The organism is Streptomyces sp. NPDC047841 (assembly GCF_040704085.1).
In the GTDB taxonomy this organism is placed as follows: domain Bacteria; phylum Actinomycetota; class Actinomycetes; order Streptomycetales; family Streptomycetaceae; genus Streptomyces; species Streptomyces argyrophylli.
Genome location: NZ_JBEYRP010000001.1, coordinates 225,749 through 244,054, shown reverse-complemented (window position 1 = coordinate 244,054; position 18,306 = coordinate 225,749). Strand labels below are relative to the sequence as shown.

Annotated in this window: 18 protein-coding genes; 7 read left to right on the top strand and 11 right to left on the bottom strand. The window is 73.3% G+C overall.

What is annotated here, in order from left to right; genetic code table 11:
* Window positions 1-50: 50 nt before the first annotated feature.
* From AB0947_RS01040 to zapE, 7 genes are all read right to left on the bottom strand, one after another.
* On the bottom strand, window positions 51-1,619 hold the full coding sequence (locus tag AB0947_RS01040; protein WP_366748166.1) for an FAD-dependent oxidoreductase: 1,569 nt from the start codon (window positions 1,617-1,619) through the stop codon (window positions 51-53).
* Window positions 1,620-2,016: 397 nt separating this feature from the next.
* Complete coding sequence (locus AB0947_RS01035; RefSeq protein WP_366748165.1) at window positions 2,017-2,874, bottom strand: PPK2 family polyphosphate kinase; 858 nt, start codon at window positions 2,872-2,874, stop codon at window positions 2,017-2,019.
* Window positions 2,875-2,915: 41 nt separating this feature from the next.
* The gene (locus AB0947_RS01030; RefSeq protein ID WP_366748164.1) at window positions 2,916-3,752 is read right to left on the bottom strand and encodes a slipin family protein; all 837 of its coding nucleotides are present in this window, start codon (window positions 3,750-3,752) and stop codon (window positions 2,916-2,918) included.
* 104 nt (window positions 3,753-3,856) lie between these two features.
* On the bottom strand, window positions 3,857-5,335 hold the full coding sequence (locus tag AB0947_RS01025) for a SulP family inorganic anion transporter (RefSeq protein ID WP_366748163.1): 1,479 nt from the start codon (window positions 5,333-5,335) through the stop codon (window positions 3,857-3,859).
* Window positions 5,336-5,343: 8 nt separating this feature from the next.
* On the bottom strand, window positions 5,344-5,922 hold the full coding sequence (locus AB0947_RS01020; protein WP_366748162.1) for a carbonic anhydrase: 579 nt from the start codon (window positions 5,920-5,922) through the stop codon (window positions 5,344-5,346).
* Window positions 5,923-6,003: 81 nt separating this feature from the next.
* Window positions 6,004-6,402 (bottom strand): hypothetical protein, encoded by a 399-nt coding sequence (locus AB0947_RS01015; protein WP_366748161.1) that lies wholly within the window; start codon window positions 6,400-6,402, stop codon window positions 6,004-6,006.
* Window positions 6,403-6,617: 215 nt separating this feature from the next.
* Complete coding sequence (gene zapE, locus AB0947_RS01010) at window positions 6,618-7,721, bottom strand: cell division protein ZapE (RefSeq protein WP_366748160.1); 1,104 nt, start codon at window positions 7,719-7,721, stop codon at window positions 6,618-6,620.
* 37 nt (window positions 7,722-7,758) lie between these two features.
* Between zapE and AB0947_RS01005 the strand changes: the two genes are divergently transcribed.
* The 7 genes from AB0947_RS01005 to AB0947_RS00975 all read left to right on the top strand — a co-directional run bounded on the left by AB0947_RS01005 (window position 7,759) and on the right by AB0947_RS00975 (window position 13,917).
* A complete protein-coding gene (locus AB0947_RS01005) occupies window positions 7,759-8,661 on the top strand; it encodes a pyrimidine reductase family protein (protein WP_366748159.1) in 903 nt (300 codons plus the stop codon).
* 164 nt (window positions 8,662-8,825) lie between these two features.
* Window positions 8,826-9,299: an indole-3-glycerol phosphate synthase gene (locus AB0947_RS01000; protein WP_366748158.1), complete on the top strand. Its 474-nt coding sequence runs from the start codon at window positions 8,826-8,828 to the stop codon at window positions 9,297-9,299.
* A 125-nt stretch (window positions 9,300-9,424) separates the two neighbouring features.
* A complete protein-coding gene (murC, locus tag AB0947_RS00995; protein WP_366748157.1) occupies window positions 9,425-10,816 on the top strand; it encodes a UDP-N-acetylmuramate--L-alanine ligase in 1,392 nt (463 codons plus the stop codon).
* A 15-nt stretch (window positions 10,817-10,831) separates the two neighbouring features.
* Window positions 10,832-11,239 carry a peptide-methionine (R)-S-oxide reductase MsrB gene (gene msrB, locus AB0947_RS00990; RefSeq protein ID WP_366748156.1) on the top strand — a complete coding sequence of 136 codons (408 nt, stop codon included), beginning with the start codon at window positions 10,832-10,834 and terminating at the stop codon, window positions 11,237-11,239.
* Window positions 11,240-11,468: 229 nt separating this feature from the next.
* Window positions 11,469-12,602, top strand: coding sequence for an ABC transporter ATP-binding protein (locus tag AB0947_RS00985; RefSeq protein ID WP_366748155.1), 1,134 nt, complete (start codon window positions 11,469-11,471; stop codon window positions 12,600-12,602).
* A complete protein-coding gene (locus AB0947_RS00980; protein WP_366748154.1) occupies window positions 12,599-13,252 on the top strand; it encodes an ABC transporter permease subunit in 654 nt (217 codons plus the stop codon). Before AB0947_RS00985 ends, AB0947_RS00980 begins: the two co-directional genes overlap by 4 nt.
* Window positions 13,249-13,917: an ABC transporter permease gene (locus AB0947_RS00975; protein ID WP_366748153.1), complete on the top strand. Its 669-nt coding sequence runs from the start codon at window positions 13,249-13,251 to the stop codon at window positions 13,915-13,917. The genes AB0947_RS00980 and AB0947_RS00975 overlap by 4 nt, the downstream gene beginning before the upstream one ends.
* A 3-nt stretch (window positions 13,918-13,920) precedes the next feature.
* On the opposite strand, the gene AB0947_RS00970 is transcribed toward AB0947_RS00975, so the two are convergent.
* From AB0947_RS00970 to AB0947_RS00955, 4 genes are read right to left on the bottom strand one after another with little or no spacing between them, the layout of a single operon-like run.
* Window positions 13,921-14,523 (bottom strand): ATP/GTP-binding protein, encoded by a 603-nt coding sequence (locus tag AB0947_RS00970; RefSeq protein ID WP_132783182.1) that lies wholly within the window; start codon window positions 14,521-14,523, stop codon window positions 13,921-13,923.
* Window positions 14,510-14,926 carry a DUF742 domain-containing protein gene (locus tag AB0947_RS00965; protein WP_366748431.1) on the bottom strand — a complete coding sequence of 139 codons (417 nt, stop codon included), beginning with the start codon at window positions 14,924-14,926 and terminating at the stop codon, window positions 14,510-14,512. The genes AB0947_RS00970 and AB0947_RS00965 overlap by 14 nt, the downstream gene beginning before the upstream one ends.
* Window positions 14,927-14,954: 28 nt before the next feature.
* Window positions 14,955-15,431 carry a roadblock/LC7 domain-containing protein gene (locus tag AB0947_RS00960; RefSeq protein WP_366748152.1) on the bottom strand — a complete coding sequence of 159 codons (477 nt, stop codon included), beginning with the start codon at window positions 15,429-15,431 and terminating at the stop codon, window positions 14,955-14,957.
* Window positions 15,428-18,067 carry an ATP-binding protein gene (locus AB0947_RS00955; protein WP_366748151.1) on the bottom strand — a complete coding sequence of 880 codons (2,640 nt, stop codon included), beginning with the start codon at window positions 18,065-18,067 and terminating at the stop codon, window positions 15,428-15,430. Before AB0947_RS00955 ends, AB0947_RS00960 begins: the two co-directional genes overlap by 4 nt.
* Window positions 18,068-18,306: the final 239 nt, after the last annotated feature.

Below are 18,306 nucleotides of genomic sequence, written 5' to 3'. Positions count from 1 at the left end.
GACTGAATCTGCGTTTGTATGGTGATATGTTCCGCGGCGCGACGGTAGGGTCACCCGCGCGGCGGCGACTGCTCGCCGCCGTGGCCGGTCGGTGGCTGGTCCAGCTCCCGTCGTTCCAGCGGTTCGACCGCGGGGCCCTGGAGCACCGTGCCGTCGACGGCGAAGCGCGAGCCGTGGCAGGGGCACTCCCAGGCGCGCTCGGCGCGGTTGAACGCGACCAGGCAGCCGAGGTGGGTGCAGCGGGCCGACACGGCGTGCAGGGCACCCTCCTCGTCGCGGTGGACCGCCAGCCGTTCGGCGCCGGACCGCACCAGCGCGCCGTCGCCCGGCTCCAGGTCGTCCACCGCGACCGGCGGTTTGAGCCGGTCGCCGACGAAGTGCCGGGCCACCTCGGCCTGGGTCTTCAGCAGCGACGGCGCCTCGCGCACCACCGACTTCAGCCGGCGCGGGTCGTACAGCCCCCGCCAGGCGCTGTCCCGGCCGGTGATCAGCGCGCTCAGCAGCAGCCCGGCCATGATGCCGCCGCTCAGGCCCCAGCCGCCGAAGCCGGTGGCGACGAAGGTGTGCCGGGCGCCGGGGTGCAGGGGGCCGACCAGCGGGACGGTGTCGGTGGACTCGTTGTCCTGCGTGGCCCAGGCGTGGTCCAGCTTCACCCCGGGGAAGTGCACCTCGGCCCAGCCGGCGAGCCGTTCGAAGCCCGCCTGCGGATCGCCGGTGCCGGGCGTGAAGTGCTCACCCGTGACGACCAGCAGCCGCTGCCCGTCCGGGCCGTACGGCGCCGTGCGCACCGAGCGGGTGTTCTCGTCCGGCGTGATGTACATGCCGTGGGGGTCCGGTCCGTCGCCCAGCGGCCCGGCGACGACCAGTTCCCGGCGCGGGGAGAGCCGGGTGAACAGCAGGGCGCGGTCGAACACCGGGTAGTGCGTGGCGACCACGACGTCCCGTGCCGTCACCGTGGCGCCCGCCTCCGTCGTCAGCCGGCACGGCTTGCCCTCCGCCAGACCGGTGACCCGTGTCCGCTCGTACACCTCGCCGCCGCGTGCGAGCAGATCGGCGGTGACCGCCCGCAGGTACTTGACCGGGTGGAACTGTGCCTGCCCGGTCACCCGGACCGCGCCCGCCACCGGGAAGGGCAGCCCGGTCTCCGTGGTGAACACGGCCGGCAGCCCCGCCTCCCGGGCGGCCTCCGCCTCCGCGCGCACCTCGGCCACCCTGGACCGCTCCCGGACGTAGGTGTAGGCGTCCCGGGTCTCCCACTCGCAGTCGACGCCCAGCTCGGCCGCCAGCGCCGCCGCGTGCTCGATCGCCTCCGACTGCGAACGGGCGTACAGCCGCGCGCCCTCCACTCCCCGGGTGCGCCGGAGCCGGTCGTAGACCAGGGTGTGCTGGGCGGTCAGCTTGGCGGTGGTGAAGCCGGTGACACCGGCCGCGACCCGCCCGGCCTCCAGCACCGCCACCCGCCGTCCGGCCCTGGCCAGCTCATAGGCGGTGCTCAGCCCGGCGATGCCCGCGCCAACGACGGCGACGTCCACGTCGAGATCCCCGTCCAGGGCGGGGTGGGACGGCCCCGGGGCGGTCCGCAGCCAGTACGAATCGGTGACCTTCCGCAGCTCGCGCATGCCCGCCGGGTACCCCGCCCACCCCGACACACGTCAGCCTCCGCCCTCCACTCGCCTACGCGGACCCCGGCCGTGCCGTGCGCCTGCGCTGGTCTGGGGCCCGGCGGGCTTGCGCGTGTGCCCGGACTGGGTCTGGCGGACATCTGCCGGGGGCGGGGCCCCGTCCCGGCTCGCGTCCGTTTCCGCCGCCCCACCCGCTCGCGCTGCCGTGCGCCCGCGCCGGACCCCGGCCCGGCTGACATCCGCCCTCGCTGGAACCCCGCCCCCACCGGCATCGGCCCCGGCTGGAGCCCCCCCGACCGGCGGTCGTCCGTGCCGCCATCCCGCCCGGCCGGGCATCCGTCCGTGTCGCGATTCCGCCCGGCCGGGCATCCGTTCGTGCCGGTGCGGCCTCCGTTCACGTCTGTTTCAGTAGTCGTTCCCGGCAGTCCGTCACGTCGAAGTCCGCCTCCGGGTAGCGCGGGTCCAGCTCCCGTAGCCGTTCCAGCAGGAGCCGGCTGATGGCCCAGTTGCGGTACCACTTGCGGTCCGCCGGGACCAGGTACCACGGCGCGTACGGCGCCGCGCAGCGCTCCAGGGCCAGCTCGTACGCCTTCTGGTAGTCGGGCCACAGGGCGCGTTCGTCGATGTCGCCGGGGGTGAACTTCCACCGCTTCTCGGGGCGGTCCAGCCGGCGCAGCAAGCGGCGCCGCTGCTCGTCGCGGGAGAGGTGCAGGAAGCACTTGACGAGGGTGACGCCGTCCTCGGCGAGGGCGCGCTCGAAGTCGTTGATCAGGCCGTAGCGGCTGCCGATCTCGGCCGGCCGGGCGAGGTGCCGTACCCGGGCGATGAGCACGTCCTCGTAGTGCGAGCGGTCGAAGATGCCGATCTCGCCCGGCTCCGGCAGCGCCCGCCGCACCCGCCACAGGAAGTCGTGCCCCCGTTCCTCCTCGGTGGGCGCCTTGAACGCCGTGATCCGGCACCCCGACGGGTTCAGCTGGCCGATCACGTGCTTGACCGTGCCGCCCTTGCCGCTGGTGTCCATGCCCTGGAGGACCAGCAGCACCCGGCGGTGGTCGCCCGCGGTGGCCGCCGCCCACAGCCGCTCCTGGAACCGGGCCAGCTGCCTGCCCATGCGGTCCGCTTCCGCCTGCGCCGCCCGCTTGCCGTCCGGGGCGCCGGGGGTGGCCCGGGCGTCGTACCGGGACAGGTCGACCCGCTCGCCCGGTGGCAGCCGCAGCAGTTCCTGGAGCTTCCTGGCCGGCCTGTTCCGCACGCGTGCTCCTTCCGTCCGGCTCGCGGTGTCCCAGGTGCCCGTCAGCCGGCCGGCGGTCCGCCGTCGGTGTGCGCCGCGGGCTCCCGGTCCTGGCCCTCCTGCTCCGGGGGCGAGGGCTGCGCGCCCCGCTCCAGGAAGTGCAGCAGCTCCACCGGGATGGGCAGGACCAGCGTCGAGTTCTTCTCGGCCGCAACCGCCATCACCGTCTGCAGCAGCCGCAGCTGGAGCGCGGCCGGTGTCCCCGACATCTGCTGGGCGGCCTCGGCGAGCTTCCTGGAGGCCTGGAGCTCCGCGTCCGCGTTGATGATCCGGGCCCGGCGCTCCCGGTCCGCCTCGGCCTGGCGGGCCATCGACCGCTTCATCGTGTCCGGCAGGGACACGTCCTTGATCTCGACCCGGTCGACCTGGATGCCCCAGCCCACCGCCGGACTGTCGATCATCAGCTCCAGGCCCTGGTTGAGCTTCTCGCGGTTGGACAGCAGGTCGTCCAGATCGCTCTTGCCGATGATCGACCGCAGGGACGTCTGCGCCATCTGCGAGACCGCGAACTTGTAGTCCTCGACCTTGATCAGGGCGCTCGTCGCGTCGACCACCCGGAAGTAGACCACCGCGTCCACCCGGACGGTGACGTTGTCGCGGGTGATGCCCTCCTGGGCCGGGATCGGCAGGGTCACGATCTGCATGTTGACCTTCTGCAACCGGTCCACGAAGGGGATGATCAGGGCCAGGCCCGGCGGCCGCACGTCCCCCGCCACCCGGCCGAGCCGGAACAGCACACCGCGCTCGTACTGCTTGACCACCCGCGCCGCGGTCGCCAGGTACACCACACCGGCGGAACCCACCGCCGCCACCAGGGGCACCACAAGGTCCTCGACCATGGTGACCTCCTCGTCCAGAGGCCGGTTTGTCTGCTGTTGCCACGATAGGCCCGTGGGGCCGGGATGCCGAGAGGTCCCGGCTCCCCGGCCCCACGGGCGGGCCGTCAGGCGGCCGTGAGCAGCTGCACCGGCTCCGTGCCCGCCGCGCTGTGCCGCGCGGCCCAGTTCTCCAGGGCCGTACGGCAGGCGTGGTCCAGGTGGTGCAGCCCGGACAGGTCGAGCCGGACCGGGCGGTCCTGGGGGAGTGCCTCCAGGCTGTCGAGGATCTTCGGCAGCCGCAGGAAGGTCGCGTTCCCGGACAGGTGCGCCTCGATCGGCCCCGCGCCCTTGTCCACGATCTCCAGCCTGACGTGCGAGGCCTCCCAGGCGGTCTTCACCACCGCCAGCGCCAGGCCGATGAGCACGCCCTCGAACATGCTGACCGCCACGATGGAGACGGCCGTGGCGGCGAGGACCAGCGCCTCCCCGCGGTGCTCGCGCCACAGCACGGTCAGGGACCGCAGCGGGACCAGCTTGGCGCCCGCGTGGATCAGGATGCCCGCGAGGGCCGGGACCGGGATGTAGGCCAGCACGCCGGGCAGCAGCGCCGCGAACAGCAGCAGCCAGACGCCGTGCATGACCCGGGAAGCCTTCGTGCGGGCACCGGCCTGCACGTTGGCCGCGCTGCGCACGATCACCGCGGTCATCGGCAGCGCGCCGAGCACCCCGCACACCATGTTGCCGGCGCCCTGGGCGACGAGCTCCTTGTTGTACTGGGTGCGCGGACCGGAGTGCAGCCGGTCCACGGCCGCCGCGCTGAACAGCGACTCGGCGGAGGCGATCAGGGTGAAGGCGACGACCGTGCCCAGCAGCCCCACGCCGGCCAGCTCGCCGAAGGCGCTCAGCGGCGGGGGCTGGATCGAGCCGAGCAGGCCCCGCACCTCCACGGTGGCCACCGGCAGGTCCAGCGCGAACGCGGCCAGTGTGGCGAGCCCGACCGCGGCGAGCGGGCCGGGCACCGCCCGCACCCTGGCCGGGGTGTGCTTCCACAGCAGCAGCACCGCGATGGTGCCCGCGGCCACCGCGAGCGAGGCCAGGGCGCCGGTGTCACCGAGGGCGTCCAAGAACGCGCCGGGCACCCCGGTGATCTTGCCCAGGCCGGAGTCGGGGGCCTTCGCCGCCAGCGCCGAGTACAGCTGCCCGGCGATGATCACCAGGCCGATTCCGGCCAGCATCCCCTCGACGACGGAGACGGAGATGGCGCGGAAGTAGCGGCCCAGCCGCAGCAGGCCCATGGCCACCTGGAGGACACCGGCCACGAGCACGATCACGCCGAGGGCCGGCAGCCCGAACTCCTTGACCGCCTCGAAGACGAGCACGGTCATGCCGGCCGCCGGTCCCGACACCTGGAGGCTGCTGCCGCGCATCAGCCCGGTGACGATGCCGCCCACGATGCCGGTGACCAGGCCGAGTTCGGCCGGCACCCCGGAGGCGACGGCCACGCCCACGCACAGCGGCAGCGCGACCAGGAAGACCACCAGGGAGGCGGCGAAGTCCTGCCTGAGGTGGGGGAAACGGGATATGAGGGTGCGGTTGTCGGTCATCGGCGCGCTCACAGGGCCTCGAAGGTGTCGGTCTGCGGGCGGTGCGTCCGTACGGCGCCGGTGTGCACCTCGTAGTACCAGGCGTGCAGGGCCAGCTGATCCTCCTTCAGCCTGCGCTCGACGCAGGGGTAGGCGCGCAGTCGCAGCAGCTGGGTCAGGACGTGGCTCTGCACGCCCTCGGCGACCTCCGGGTCCTCGGCCGTACCGGCCGGGCGCGGGGTGGCGGAGGCCAGCCAGTCGCGCACGGCCGGTACGGCGGTCAGGTCGTCACCGCGCACCAGCGCGCCGACGGCGCCGCAGTGCGAGTGCCCGCAGACCACGATGTCGCGGACGCCGAGCACCTCCACGGCGTACTCGATGGTGGCCGCCTCGCTGGTGGGGTGCTCGGAGGCGTGCGGCGGGACGATGTTGCCCGCGGTGCGCAGCTCGAACAGCTCGCCGGGGCGGGCGCCCGTGATCAGGGCCGGGACGACCCGGGAGTCGGAGCAGGTGATGAACAGCACCTGCGGGGACTGGCCTTCGGCGAGTCTGGCGAACTCCTCAGGGCGCTGTCCGAAGGTACGGGCGTTGTCGATGAGGGGCTGCATGTGTGTGGGTTCCTCCTGGCGCGCCTGCCCGGCGCGTCGGACGTGCACGACGGTTGTGTGGGGGGAGAGAGCGCCCGTCCGTCAGCAGCGGAAGACCTGGAGCGCCGCCGGGGTGTGGGCTCTGGAGGCTCTCGGAGCGGGGTGGTGCGGCCGGCCGGAGGGGTCCGACGGGCCCGTTTCGGCCATTCGGCCGGATATGCGGGCGCGTTCCTGCGCGCAGCCGGAGGCCGGGCCGCGCTGCCGGTCGCGGACGTGCGGGAGGCCCACGGGGTCACCTGGGCAGCCGGGGGCGCGGACCTTGTCCGCGGACCCTTCGCGCGCCGGCAGTGCGGAGGGGGTGGTTCCGGTCTCGGCCTTGGCCAGTGCCTGACCGAACGTGTGCGCGGGTGCGAAGGATCCCGCGGGAGTGAAGAGCTGGAAGGCGAGCAGCGTCACGCCGAGGAGGGTGAGCAGCGTCCGAACGGTCGTACCTCGGAACATGAGCCCCCCTCCGCCGCGTTCATGGTTCTCGTCCAGACCAAAGGTTGGTCAATGGATGGTCAAGAAACACGTTAACCCTGCGAAGTCCTTTGCAGGGTTAACTGCGCGTTAAGCGCGCAAGAGAGCGTGAAAAATGCGGGTCGGGTGGCCTGAACCCGCCCTTGACCCGCACTGTTTGATTGACTATTGAACGACCGGACCGGCCGGAGTGGGCCCTAGGCGCCGACCAGGCCCTTCGCGTCCCGTGCCAGCGCGGTGAGCCGGGATATCGCGCGGAAGTACTTCTTGCGGTAGCCGCCGTTCAGCATCTCCTCGCTGAACAGCCGGTCGAACGGCAGCCCCGAGGCCAGCACCGGGACCTCGCGGTCGTAGAGCCGGTCCGCGAGCACCACCAGGCGCAGCGCCGTCGACTGGTCCGGCACCGGCTTCACACCGGTCAGGCACACCGCCCGCACCCCGTCGGTCAGCGCGCCGTACCGGCTCGGGTGCACCTTCGCCAGGTGCTCCAGCAGACGCCCGAAGTCGTCCAGAGAGGCGCCCTCGGTGGCGAACGCCGTCTTCATGACCTCCTCGTCCGAGAAGGGTGCCGGGGCCTCGGGCAGGCCGCGGTGCCGGTAGTCCTCGCCGTCGATGCGCAGGGTGCGGAAGTGGGCCGACAGGCCCTGGATCTCCCGCAGGAAGTCGGCGGCGGCGAACCGGCCCTCGCCCAGCTTGCCGGGCAGCGTGTTGGAGGTGGCGGCCAGTGCCACGCCCGCCTCGACCAGCTTGCCGAGCAGCGTCGACACCAGGACCGTGTCGCCGGGGTCGTCCAGCTCGAACTCGTCGATGCACAGCAGCCGGTGCTCGGAGAGCGTCCGCACCGTCTGCTGGAAGCCGAGCGCGCCGACCAGGTTGGTCAGCTCCACGAAGGTGCCGAATGCCTTGCGGGACGGCTCGGCCGGGGTGGCGTGCCACAGGGAGGCGAGCAGGTGGGTCTTGCCGACGCCGTAACCGCCGTCCAGGTACACCCCGCGCGGGCCGGCCGGGGCCTTGGGCGCCTTGGCCCGGCCGAAGCCGAACAGGCCGCGCCGGCCGGCGCCGGAGCCCCGCTCCCCGTCGAGCCCGGCCGCGAAGCCCTCCAGGACCTGGACGGCCTCGGTCTGGCTGGGCTGGTTCGGGTCCGGGATGTACGTGGCGAAGCGGACCGAGTCGAAGCGCGGCGGCGGCACCATCTCGGCGACCAGCCGCTCCGCGGGCACGTGCGGCTCACGGGCGCACAGGGACAGGGGGCCGGCTTCCGGCAGCGGGCTTGAACCGGGGGCGGCGGTGGAGGACGACACAGTTCCCCATGCTAAGCGCCGTGTCACACTGCACGGCATGCGACGCCTGTTCCCTGTGACCGAAGAAACAGCAGCCCAGGCCCCCGCAGGGGGTGCCCGGACCGCCGGGCGCGGTCCGGAGGGGGAGGTGAGCCCGGCGGGCCGGGACGGCTCGGCCGGCGGGGTCCGCCCGCCCGTCGGGGGGCCCGTCGGGGCCGGCGCGGTCGTGGACCGGGAGTGGAGTCTCGCCGAGCTGGCCGCCGCGTACGCCTACCCGGAGCCCGCGCAGGGCGCCCCGCGGCCGTGGCTGCGGGCCAACATGGTCTCCTCGCTCGACGGCGCCGCCCAGCACGAGGGCCGCTCGCAGCCCATCTCCAGCGCCACCGACATGCGGATCTTCGGCACGCTGCGGGCGCTCGCGGACGTCGTCGTGGTCGGTGCGGAGACGGTGCGGCAGGAGGGGTACCGGCCCGCCCGCGTCCGGGACGAGTTCGCCGGGGCCCGCGCGGCCGCCGGGCAGACCCCGGTCCCGGCGATCGCGATCGTCACCGCGAGCCTGGAGCTGGACCTCACGCTGCCGCTGTTCACCTCGCCCCTGGTGCCCACGCTGGTGCTCACCGGCGCCGCGGCCGCCCCCGACCGGATCGCCGCCGCCGAGCGGGCCGGCGCCCAGGTGGTGATCGCCGGCGAGGGCATGGGGGTGGAGCCCGCCCGCGCGGTCCAGGCCCTGGCCGGCCTCGGCCACACCCGGCTGCTCACCGAGGGCGGGCCCCGGCTGCTCGGCCAGCTGATCGCCGCGGACGTGCTGGACGAGCTGTGTCTGACCCTCTCGCCGACGCTCACCGCGGGGAACGCGCAGCGGATCGCCGGGGGACCGTCGGTGGCCGTTCCGCACCGGTTCGAACTCGCGTCCCTGCTGGAGCAGGACGGATTTCTGTTCGGTCGTTACTGTCGGACCTGACGTCACCGTTGGTGCTGGCGTCACTGTCAGTCCTGATGCCGGCGGAAACCGACCGTCGCGGTCGGCTTCCGGCGAGCAGCATGGTCCGGCAGTACCCGTGCGATCACGGGGAAGGATGGTTTCCGCACGGGCCCTGCCGGGCCCTCCGAGGAGAGAGGCGCCTGGTGTTCACAAGCGTTCTGATGATCGAGAAGGCCCTGACGGCCGCCGACGTGGAGTTCGTCACCACCCTGCACGGGGAGGAGCCCGTCTCCTTCCACGTGCTGCTCCAGCCGCGCGGTGAGCAGGCGGACCGGCTGCTGCGGGCCATCGACGACATCGCGCTCGGCGAACTCGACGAGGCGGTGCGGGAAGGGGAGACGCCGGAGGGGCAGGAGGCCCGGAGCGTGGGGCAGCAGGCCCTCGACGTGTCGCTCCAGGCGCTGCGCGCCGCGGGCAGCCGGGCGGAGGGGCGGCTGGTCGAGGAGCACCCGCTGGACGCGCTGAAGTCCCTGGTCGCCGAGGTCGGCGCCGACGAGGTGATCGTGCTGACGGACCCGCACTACGTGGAGGAGTTCTTCCACCGGGACTGGGCCTCCCGGGCCCGGCACAGGGTGGGGGTGCCGGTGCTGAAGCTGTTCTCGCACAGCAAGGCATAGGGCGGGCCCCCGGTCGCCGTCCGGGTCGCGGCGCGGCCGCCGGGCGCGGGTGCGTGCGAGGCGCCCGGTGCCCGAGCGCATAGGCTAGGCGCGCTCTAGCTCGCACCGTCTCTGGGGAGAAACGCATGGCACCCGGCCTTCCTGACGCCATGGACCGACCGCACTTCATCGGCATCGGCGGCGCCGGGATGTCGGGGATCGCCAAGATCCTCGCCCAGCGCGGGGCCCGGGTCGCCGGCAGCGACGCCAAGGAGTCGGCGACCGCCGAGGCGCTGCGGGCGCTGGGCGCGACCGTGCACATCGGGCACGCCGCCGAGCACCTGGCCGACGACGCCAGCTGCGTCGTCGTGTCGTCGGCGATCCGGAAGGACAACCCCGAGCTGGCCCGCGCCGCCGAGCTGGGCATCCCGGTGGTGCACCGCTCCGACGCGCTGGCCGCGCTGATGGAGGGGCTGCGGCCGATCGCCGTGGCCGGTACGCACGGCAAGACCACCACCACCTCCATGCTCGCCGTCTCGCTCACCGAGCTGGGCCTGGAGCCGTCGTACGCCATCGGCGGCGACCTGGACGCGCCGGGCTCCAACGCGCTGCACGGCGACGGCGACATCTTCGTCGCCGAGGCCGACGAGTCGGACCGCAGCTTCCACAAGTACGCGCCCGAGGTCGCCATCGTCCTCAACGTCGAGCTGGACCACCACGCCAACTACGCCTCGATCGACGAGATCCACGAGTCCTTCGAGACGTTCGTGGACCGGATCACCGAGGGCGGCACCCTGGTCGTCTCCGCCGACCACGAGGGCGCGCGCGAGCTGACCCGGCGCGTGCGGGACCGCGGCGTGCGGATCGTGACCTACGGCGAGGCCGCCGACGCGGACGTACGCGTGCTGTCGGTCGTCCCGCAGGGGCTCAAGAGCCAGGTCACCGTGGTGCTCGACGGGCAGGAGCTGACCTTCGGGGTGTCCGTGCCGGGCCGGCACTACGCCCTCAACGCGGTCGCCGCGCTCGCCGCCGGCGCCGCCCTCGGCATCCCGGCCGAGCGGCTCGCGCCCGCGCTCGCCGCCTACACCGGCGTCAAGCGCCGCCTCCAGCTCAAGGGCGAGGCGGCCGGCGTCCAGGTGATCGACTCCTACGCCCACCACCCGACCGAGATGACCGCCGACCTGGAGGCCATGCGCGCCGCCGCCGGTGACGCCCGCATCCTCGTCGTCTTCCAGCCGCACCTGTTCTCCCGCACCCAGGAGCTGGGCAAGGAGATGGGGCAGGCGCTGGCCCTCGCCGACGCCTCGCTGGTCCTCGACATCTACCCGGCCCGCGAGGACCCGATCCCCGGCGTCACCAGCGAGCTGATCACCGAGGCCGCGCGCGTGGCCGGCGCCGACGTCACCGCCGTGTCCGCCAAGGCGGAGATCCCCGCGGCGGTCGCGGGAATGGCGAAGCCCGGTGATCTCGTTCTCACCATGGGCGCGGGAGACGTGACAGACCTGGGCCCGCTGATCCTGGACCGCCTGTCGCAGTAAAGGGGCTGAGAACTGATGTCGTACGACGTCGAGAAGCCGGACGAGCAGTGGCGCGCGGAGCTGACCCCCGCCGAATACGCCGTACTGCGCCAGGCCGCCACCGAGCCGGCCTTCACCGGTGAGTACACGGACACCAAGACCAGGGGCGTCTACTCCTGTCGGGCCTGTGGCGCGGAGCTGTTCACCTCCGGCACCAAGTTCGAGTCGCACTGCGGCTGGCCGTCCTTCTACGACCCGAAGGACACCGACGCCGTGGAGCTGATCGAGGACCGCTCGCACGGCATGGTCCGCACCGAGGTGCGGTGCGCCCGCTGCGGCTCCCACCTCGGGCACGTCTTCGAGGGCGAGGGGTACCCGACCCCGACCGACCAGCGGTACTGCATCAACTCCATCTCGCTGCGGCTGGAGCCCCAGGAGGGCTGAGGCCCCCGAGCGGAACCGCCGGGGCGGCCGGGGCCAGTGCCCCGGCCGCCCCGGCGTGGGGTCCCGCGCGGGTGCCGGGTGCGGCGCGGTGGATCCGTTCGCGCCAAGAGGGCCCGCCGTTGCCCGGTGGCCCGGGGTGAACGCTCTCCCGCCAAAATGCCGAAACACTGGCGGTCTAGACTCTCCCCGCATCAGCCCAGGATCGGTCGCCCGAAGGGTACGCGGCGTTTTGATACGGATAGATTCAGTCACGAAGCGGTATCCCGACGGCACGGTCGCAGTCGACCGGTTGTCGCTGGACATACCGGACCGCGCCATCACCGTCCTCGTCGGGCCCTCCGGCTGCGGCAAGACGACGACCCTGCGCATGATCAACCGGATGGTGGAGCCCAGCGAGGGCAGCATCCTCCTCGACGGCCAGGACATCCGGCAGCAGCCGGTCAACACCCTGCGCCGGTCGATGGGTTACGTCATCCAGAACGCCGGGCTCTTCCAGCACCGCACCATCATCGACAACATCGCCACCGTGCCCCGGTTGCTCGGCTGGACCAAGCAGCGGGCCCGGGCCCGGGCCGCCGAGCTGATGGAGCGGGTGGGGCTCGACTCCGCGCTGGCCAAGCGGTACCCGTACCAGCTCTCCGGCGGCCAGCAGCAGCGCGTCGGCGTGGCCCGCGCCCTCGCCGCCGACCCGCCGGTGCTGCTGATGGACGAGCCGTTCTCCGCCGTCGACCCCGTCGTCCGCAAGGGGCTCCAGGACGAACTCCTGCGCATCCAGGACGAGCTGGGCAAGACCATCGTCTTCGTCACGCACGACATCGACGAGGCGATCAAGCTGGGCACGAAGGTCGCCGTGCTGCGCACCGGCGGCCGGCTCGCCCAGTTCGCCCCGCCCGCCGAACTGCTCAGCGCGCCCGCCGACCCCTTCGTGGAGGACTTCCTCGGCGCCGACCGCGGCATCCGCCGGCTCTCCTTCTTCCCGTCCAGCGACCTGGAGTTGCAGACCGGGCCCGTCGTCCCGATCGACGCCGACGCCGGCAAGCTCGCCGCCCGGGCGGCCGCGTCACCGTACCTCCTCGTCACCGACCTCGACGGCAGGCCGCTCGGCTGGAGCGAACCGGACCGGCTCACCGCCGGCGCCATCGACCGGGAGCGACTCCTCGACCACGGACGGCCGTTCGTGCCCGGCACCGACTCGCTGCGCACCGCGCTCGACGGGGCCGTGCTCTCGCCGACCGGCTGGGCCGTCGCGGTGGACGGCGAGGGACGCGCGGTCGGTGTCGTCTCCCAGCAGGTCATCGGCGAGGCGATCCGCGCCGCCCACAGCCGGGTGGCGGAGCACGCCGACGCTAAGGCCGGGCGATGAGCGGCTTCTTCGACCTCCCGAGCGACCTCCAGCACAGCTACGCCGGTCTCATCGGGCTGCATCTTCGCGAGGCCCTCCTGCCGGTGCTCGCCGGGCTGCTCGTCTCGCTGCCGATCGCCCAGCTGTGCGTGCGGTTCCGCTGGATCTACCCGCCCGTCCTCGGCATCACCACCGTCCTGTACGCCATCCCCTCGCTCGCCTTCTTCGTCGTCCTCATCGACTACTTCGGGCAGAGCGAGACGACGGTGATGATCCCGCTCGCGCTCTACAGCCTGGTGGTGCTCGTCCCGGCCATCGTGGACGGCGTCCGCTCGGTGCCGCCGGAGACCCTGGCCGCCGCCCAGGCCATGGGCCTCGGACCCGTACGCCGGTACTTCCAGGTCCAGTTGCCCATCGCCGTACCCGCGATCATCGCCGGGCTGCGGGTGGCCACCGTCTCCAGCATCTCCCTGGTCAGCGTCGGCATGCTCATCGGTAACCAGGGCGCCCTCGGCAACATGCTCTACGACGCCCAGACCTACCACCGGCCCGCGCTGGCCGTGAACTCCGTCCTGACCATCGCGGTGCTGGGCATCCTCGCCGATGCCGTGCTGGTCCTCGTCCGCCTCCTCCTCACCCCCTGGATGCCGCGGAAGGGTGCCACCCGGTGAACGTCCTGAACTTCGCGCACGCCTTCTTCAGCGACGGCGCCCACTGGCACGGCTACGACGGCATCCCCACCCGGTTCGCCGAGCACCTGAAGTACTCCCTGGAAGCCCTGCTGATCGCCACCGCGATCGGGCTGCCCGTCGGCCTGCTCACCGGCCACACCGGGCGCGGCGGCAACGCCCTCGCGCTCATCGCCACCGCCGGCCGCGCGCTGCCCAGCTTCGGCCTGCTGGTGCTGATGTTCATCTGGATCGGCTTCGGGCTGCTGCCGGTGATGATCCCGCTGGTCGTGCTCGCCGTACCGCCGATCCTGGTCACCACCTACGAGGCGGTCCGCTCCGTCGACCCCTCCCCGGTGGACGCGGCCCGGGGCATGGGCATGCCCGAGGCCCGCGTGCTGTTCCAGGTGGAGGTGCCGGTCGCGCTGCCGCTGATCCTCAGCGGCCTGCGGACGGCGGCCATCCAGATCGTCTCCACCGCCACCATCGCCGCCTACGTCAGCCTCGGCGGCCTCGGCCGCTACATCATCGACGGCCTGTACCAGAAGAACTACGAGAAGGTCGTCGGCGGCGCCACGCTCGTCGCCGGCCTCGCCCTCGCGACCCTCGCCGTGTTCTGGGCGGCGTCCCGGCTCACGGTGTCGCCGGGAGTACGCCGCAGCGCCTGACGGTCACCGCTCGGTGCGGGCCAGCGCGAGTTCGAGTACGACGAGCAGCGCGTCCCGCACCGAGCCCCGCTCCCGGGCGTCGAACACCACGACCGGCACGCCGTCGGAGACGTCCAGCGCCCAGCGGACGTCCTCCAGCGCGTGCTCCACCCGGCCGTCGAAGGCGTTCACCGCGACGGCGAACGGGATGCCCTTGTGCTCGAAGTAGTCCACCGCCGCGTAGCAGTCGTCCAGCCGGCGGGTGTCGACGATGACGAGCCCGCCGACCGCGCCCTCCACGATGTCGTCCCACATGAACCCGAAGCGCTCCTGCCCGGGCGTGCCGAACAGGTACAGCTTCAGCGTCGGGTCGATGGTGATGCAGCCGAAGTCCATCGCGACGGTCGTCGTGGTCTTGCGCGGGGTGTGCGTCAGGTCGTCCACACCGGCCGCGACCTCGGTGATCGACGCCTCCGTGGTCAGCGGCTCGATCTCCGAGATCGCGCCGACGGCCGTGGTCTTGCCCACGCCGAAGCCGCCCGCGATCACCATTTTCACCGGCAGCGGCGGCCGCACCGCGGCAGGCGCGGCCGGGCCCCGGGCCAGGAGCGGTTCAGTCGGTGTCACTCGGTACCCCTCGGGAGTCGGGGATGGCCCGCAGGCCATCGATAACCCTGCGCAGGACGGACGCGTCGTGGGTGGCCTCGGCGTCCGGCACGTACACCGCCAGCTGGCCCCCCTCGCGCAGGTCTTCGGCCAGGACGCGCACCACGTTGAGGTGCAGCCGCAGCCGGGCCGCGAGCTCGGCGAGGGACTGCGGCAGCCGGCAGGCGGCGACGATGTCGTGCTGCTCGAAGGAGAGCCGGCCGAGCGCGTCGAGACCGCCGGCGGTGGACACCACCTGAGTCTCCACCGGCAGCGCCCGGCCGGAGGCGGCGTCCGCGACCCGGCCGGCGGTGACCAGGTACGGCCGTACGGCGGGGACGGGGCCGGCCGGGTCCGGGCCCGGGGGCGCGATGCCGTCCGCCATGCCGTCCGCCATGGAAACCTTCTCCTCCTCAGCGGGCCGCCGCCGTGCCCACGCTGTTCTTCAGCTCCAGCACGAGCTGCGGGCTCAGCGCGGCACCGGCGCGGTTGGCGAACAGCGTCATCTCGTAGGCGATGTTGCCGAGTTTCGCCTCCTTGTCGGTGACGACGCCGAGCACGGCGCCGCTGCCGATCGCGGAGACGATGACGTGACCGCCCTCCAGATCGATGATGACCTTGTTCAGTCCGCCGAGGCCGTAGTTGCCGGAGGCACCCGCGGCCAGGCTGGTGATGCCGGACACGATCGCCGCCAGCCGCTCGGAGTCGGCGTGCTCGCGCAGCTGTGACACCGCGATCAGCAGGCCGTCGGAGGACACGGCGATGGCGTCGACGACGCCGGCGGTCTCGGTCGCGAAGCGGCTCAGCAGCCAGGTGAAGTCGGCCGCGGCTGCCTTCAGGTCGGTGGGCGTGGTGCCGCCCGTCGGGCTGTCACCTGTCGACGTGCTCACTGCTCGGCTCCTTCCGGAAGGTGGTTCGGGTCGTGCGGCGGGGGGCCGGCGGCTGGGGTGCCGTCGGTCCGGGGCGGGGTGCCGTCCGGGCGCGGGGGCCGGGCGGCGGTCGGGGTGGCGTCCGGGCGGGACGGGGGCGTGGCTCCGGCGGCACCGGCCGGGCGGGGCCGGTGCGGTGCCGCCGTCGCGCCGTCCTGGTCCGTGGCCGTGCCGCTCTGCCGAGGGGCCCCGCCGGTGGTCACCGGGCGGGCGAAGCTGACCGTGTCGCTGTCCAGCCGGGCGCGTTCCACGGCGTCCTCGAACTCCTCCAGCGCGTCGCGGACGGCCTCGGCGTCCAGCGGTCGCACGGTCTCCGGCACCGTCGGCGCGGCGCCGGCGGTGGTGTGCAGCGTGGCACCGCGCACCCGGCGGCGCAGCGGGCGCGCGCCGTGTTCGGCCGTGCCGGGCCTCTGCTCCTCCGAAGGGGCCGGCGCGTCGGTGCCGCGCGGTGAGTGGCGGGGGGTGCGGCGGGGGAGCGGGCCGCCGTGTTCGGCGCGGGCGTGCTCGTCCGGGGCGGTGCCGCCGGCCGGTGCCTTCTCGCGGGCGGTGTCCGGCGGCAGCGTGCCCCGCGCGGGTACCGGGCCGGACACCGCGGCCACCGGTGCGGGCGCCGCGGCCGGCGCACCCTCCGCCCCCGCGCCCGGGGCGAGCAGCAGCGAGGCCGGCAGCGTCACCTCGGCGGTCACACCGCCGCCCGGCGTGCGGGTCAGTTCGACCCCGATCTCCCAGCGGCGGGCCAGCGCGCCCACCACGAACAGGCCCAGCACCTTGGTCGGGACCAGGTCCAGCCGTTCGCGGCGGATCAGCCGGGCGTTCTCCTCGGCGAGCCGCTCGGCGCTCATGCCGAGGCCGTGGTCGGTGATCACGACGTGCGTGCCCTCGGTGCCGGAGCGGACGGTGACCTCGACGGGGCTGCCCTCGGGCGAGAACGACACCGCGTTCTCCAGGAGCTCGGCCACCATCAGCGTGAGGTCACCGATGACGTCCGGCTCGACCAGGGCGTCCGACGCGGCGTACAGCCGTACCCGCTGGTAGCCCTCGATCTGCCCGAGCGCGGCCCGTACGACGGTGGACAGCGCGGTGGGGCCCGCGTCCAGCACCGTCTCGCGGATGCCGGCCAGCAGCATCAGGCTGTCGGCGTTGCGGCGCAGCCGTACGGCGATGTGGTCGATGGAGTACAGCCGTTCCAGCAGCGCCGGGTCGGTCTCCCCCCGCTCCACCGCGTCGATCAGGGCGAGTTGCCGGGTGGTGAGGTTGCTGACCCGGCGGCCCACGTTGCCGAACATCTCCGCGGTGTTGCGCCGGCTGAGCACCTGGCGCTCCAGCAGCGCGGCGGCGGTGGTCTGCACCCGGTTGAACGCCTCCGCCAGGTCGCCGATCTCGTCGCGGGCCGTGACCGGCATGTCCCGCAGCCGCGGCGGTCCGTCGTCCTCGGCGTCGTCGTCGGCCACCCGGGCCAGTTCCCGCCCGGCGACCTCGGCGACCTCCCGCGCGGCCCCGGTGAGCGCCTGCACGGGCCGGACCACCGAGCGGCGCACCAGGACCGCGAAGGCGATCCACAGCGCGAAGGCGACCAGCGCACCGCTCAGCAGCAGGCCGGCCCGCCACCGGGCGCCTTCGGCGGCGCCGTCGGCCCGGTCGGCGATCTGGCCGATCAGCGCGGTGGTGATCTTCAGCCGGGCGGCGGCCTGCTCGGGGTAGGCGGGGTAGTCGGCCAGCGCGTCCTGCACCGCCCGCCGCAGCAGCCCCTTGTCGGTCGTCTCCAGCCGGCCGGCACCGACCTGGAGTTCGGCGTACGCCTCGGTGATCTCGCTCTCCGCCCGCGTGTGTTCGATGCCGGAGAACCGCGCGGCCTGCGCGTCGGTGGCGAACCGGGCGAAGCGCTGGGCCTGGTGGGTGTACAGCTCGTAGGCGCCGACCGCGCTGGTGAACTCGATCTGCGCGTTGGTGTCACCCGTGGTGGCGGCGAACACGTTGGTCTCGAAGGCGCCGTGGGCGGCGTCCGCGCGCAGCAGGGAGTCCAGCAGGCTGCCGGTGAAGGTCTCGGCGAGGTCGGCGTCGCGGTCGAGGCCGAGGCCGTCGATCAGGCTCTGGGCGGCGCCCGCGTAGGCCGGGTCGATGTTGTCGGCGGGCAGGTACGACTGCTCCACCGAGGTGCGCAGGCTGGTGAGGCCCTCGACCCCGCGCAGCGCCTGCGCCTCGCCCTCCGGCAGCCGGTCCCCGAACGCCTCGCGCACCTTCGCCACCTGGGAGTCGACCGCGTGCTGCGCGGCACGGTAGGCGGACGTCGACGGCTTCGCGTCCCCGGCTTCGTAGCGCGTGGAGAGCAGGATGGCCTGCTGGTGCTCGGCCTCGACCCGGTCCACCAGCCGCGCCACCTGGGCGCTGGAGCGCACCAGCCGGGCCGCCGAGGCGGCGCTGGACGACTGCCGCACCAGGTCGGTGAAGAGGTACGCCAGCAGGACCGCGATGACCGCGAGGGGAATGCCGACGAGCAGATTGAGTTTGCGCCGGAAGGGCCAGCGGTCGGCGAATCCCCGCGCTCCGCCCCGCGTGGGGGCGTGCCGGTCGGGCGCGTCCACCTGGTTCGTGGACACCGGGCCTCCTTCATGGGTGTCTTGTCCGGGGGAGCCGTCACTCCCGGACCTGAGGGCTGTCGCCCCCCGAACGCCTGCGTCACGACACCGGAGCGGGCCCCGCGCACCGCTGTGGTCGAAACCAACTCGGGTGAGACTACAGGTCTCTTGAGGTGTCGATCAGCTCACCTTTCATCAAGAATCCGTTACAAAGAGAATGCTCTGTGTGCATGAGTGACCGCAGATCGAGGCCAATCGGT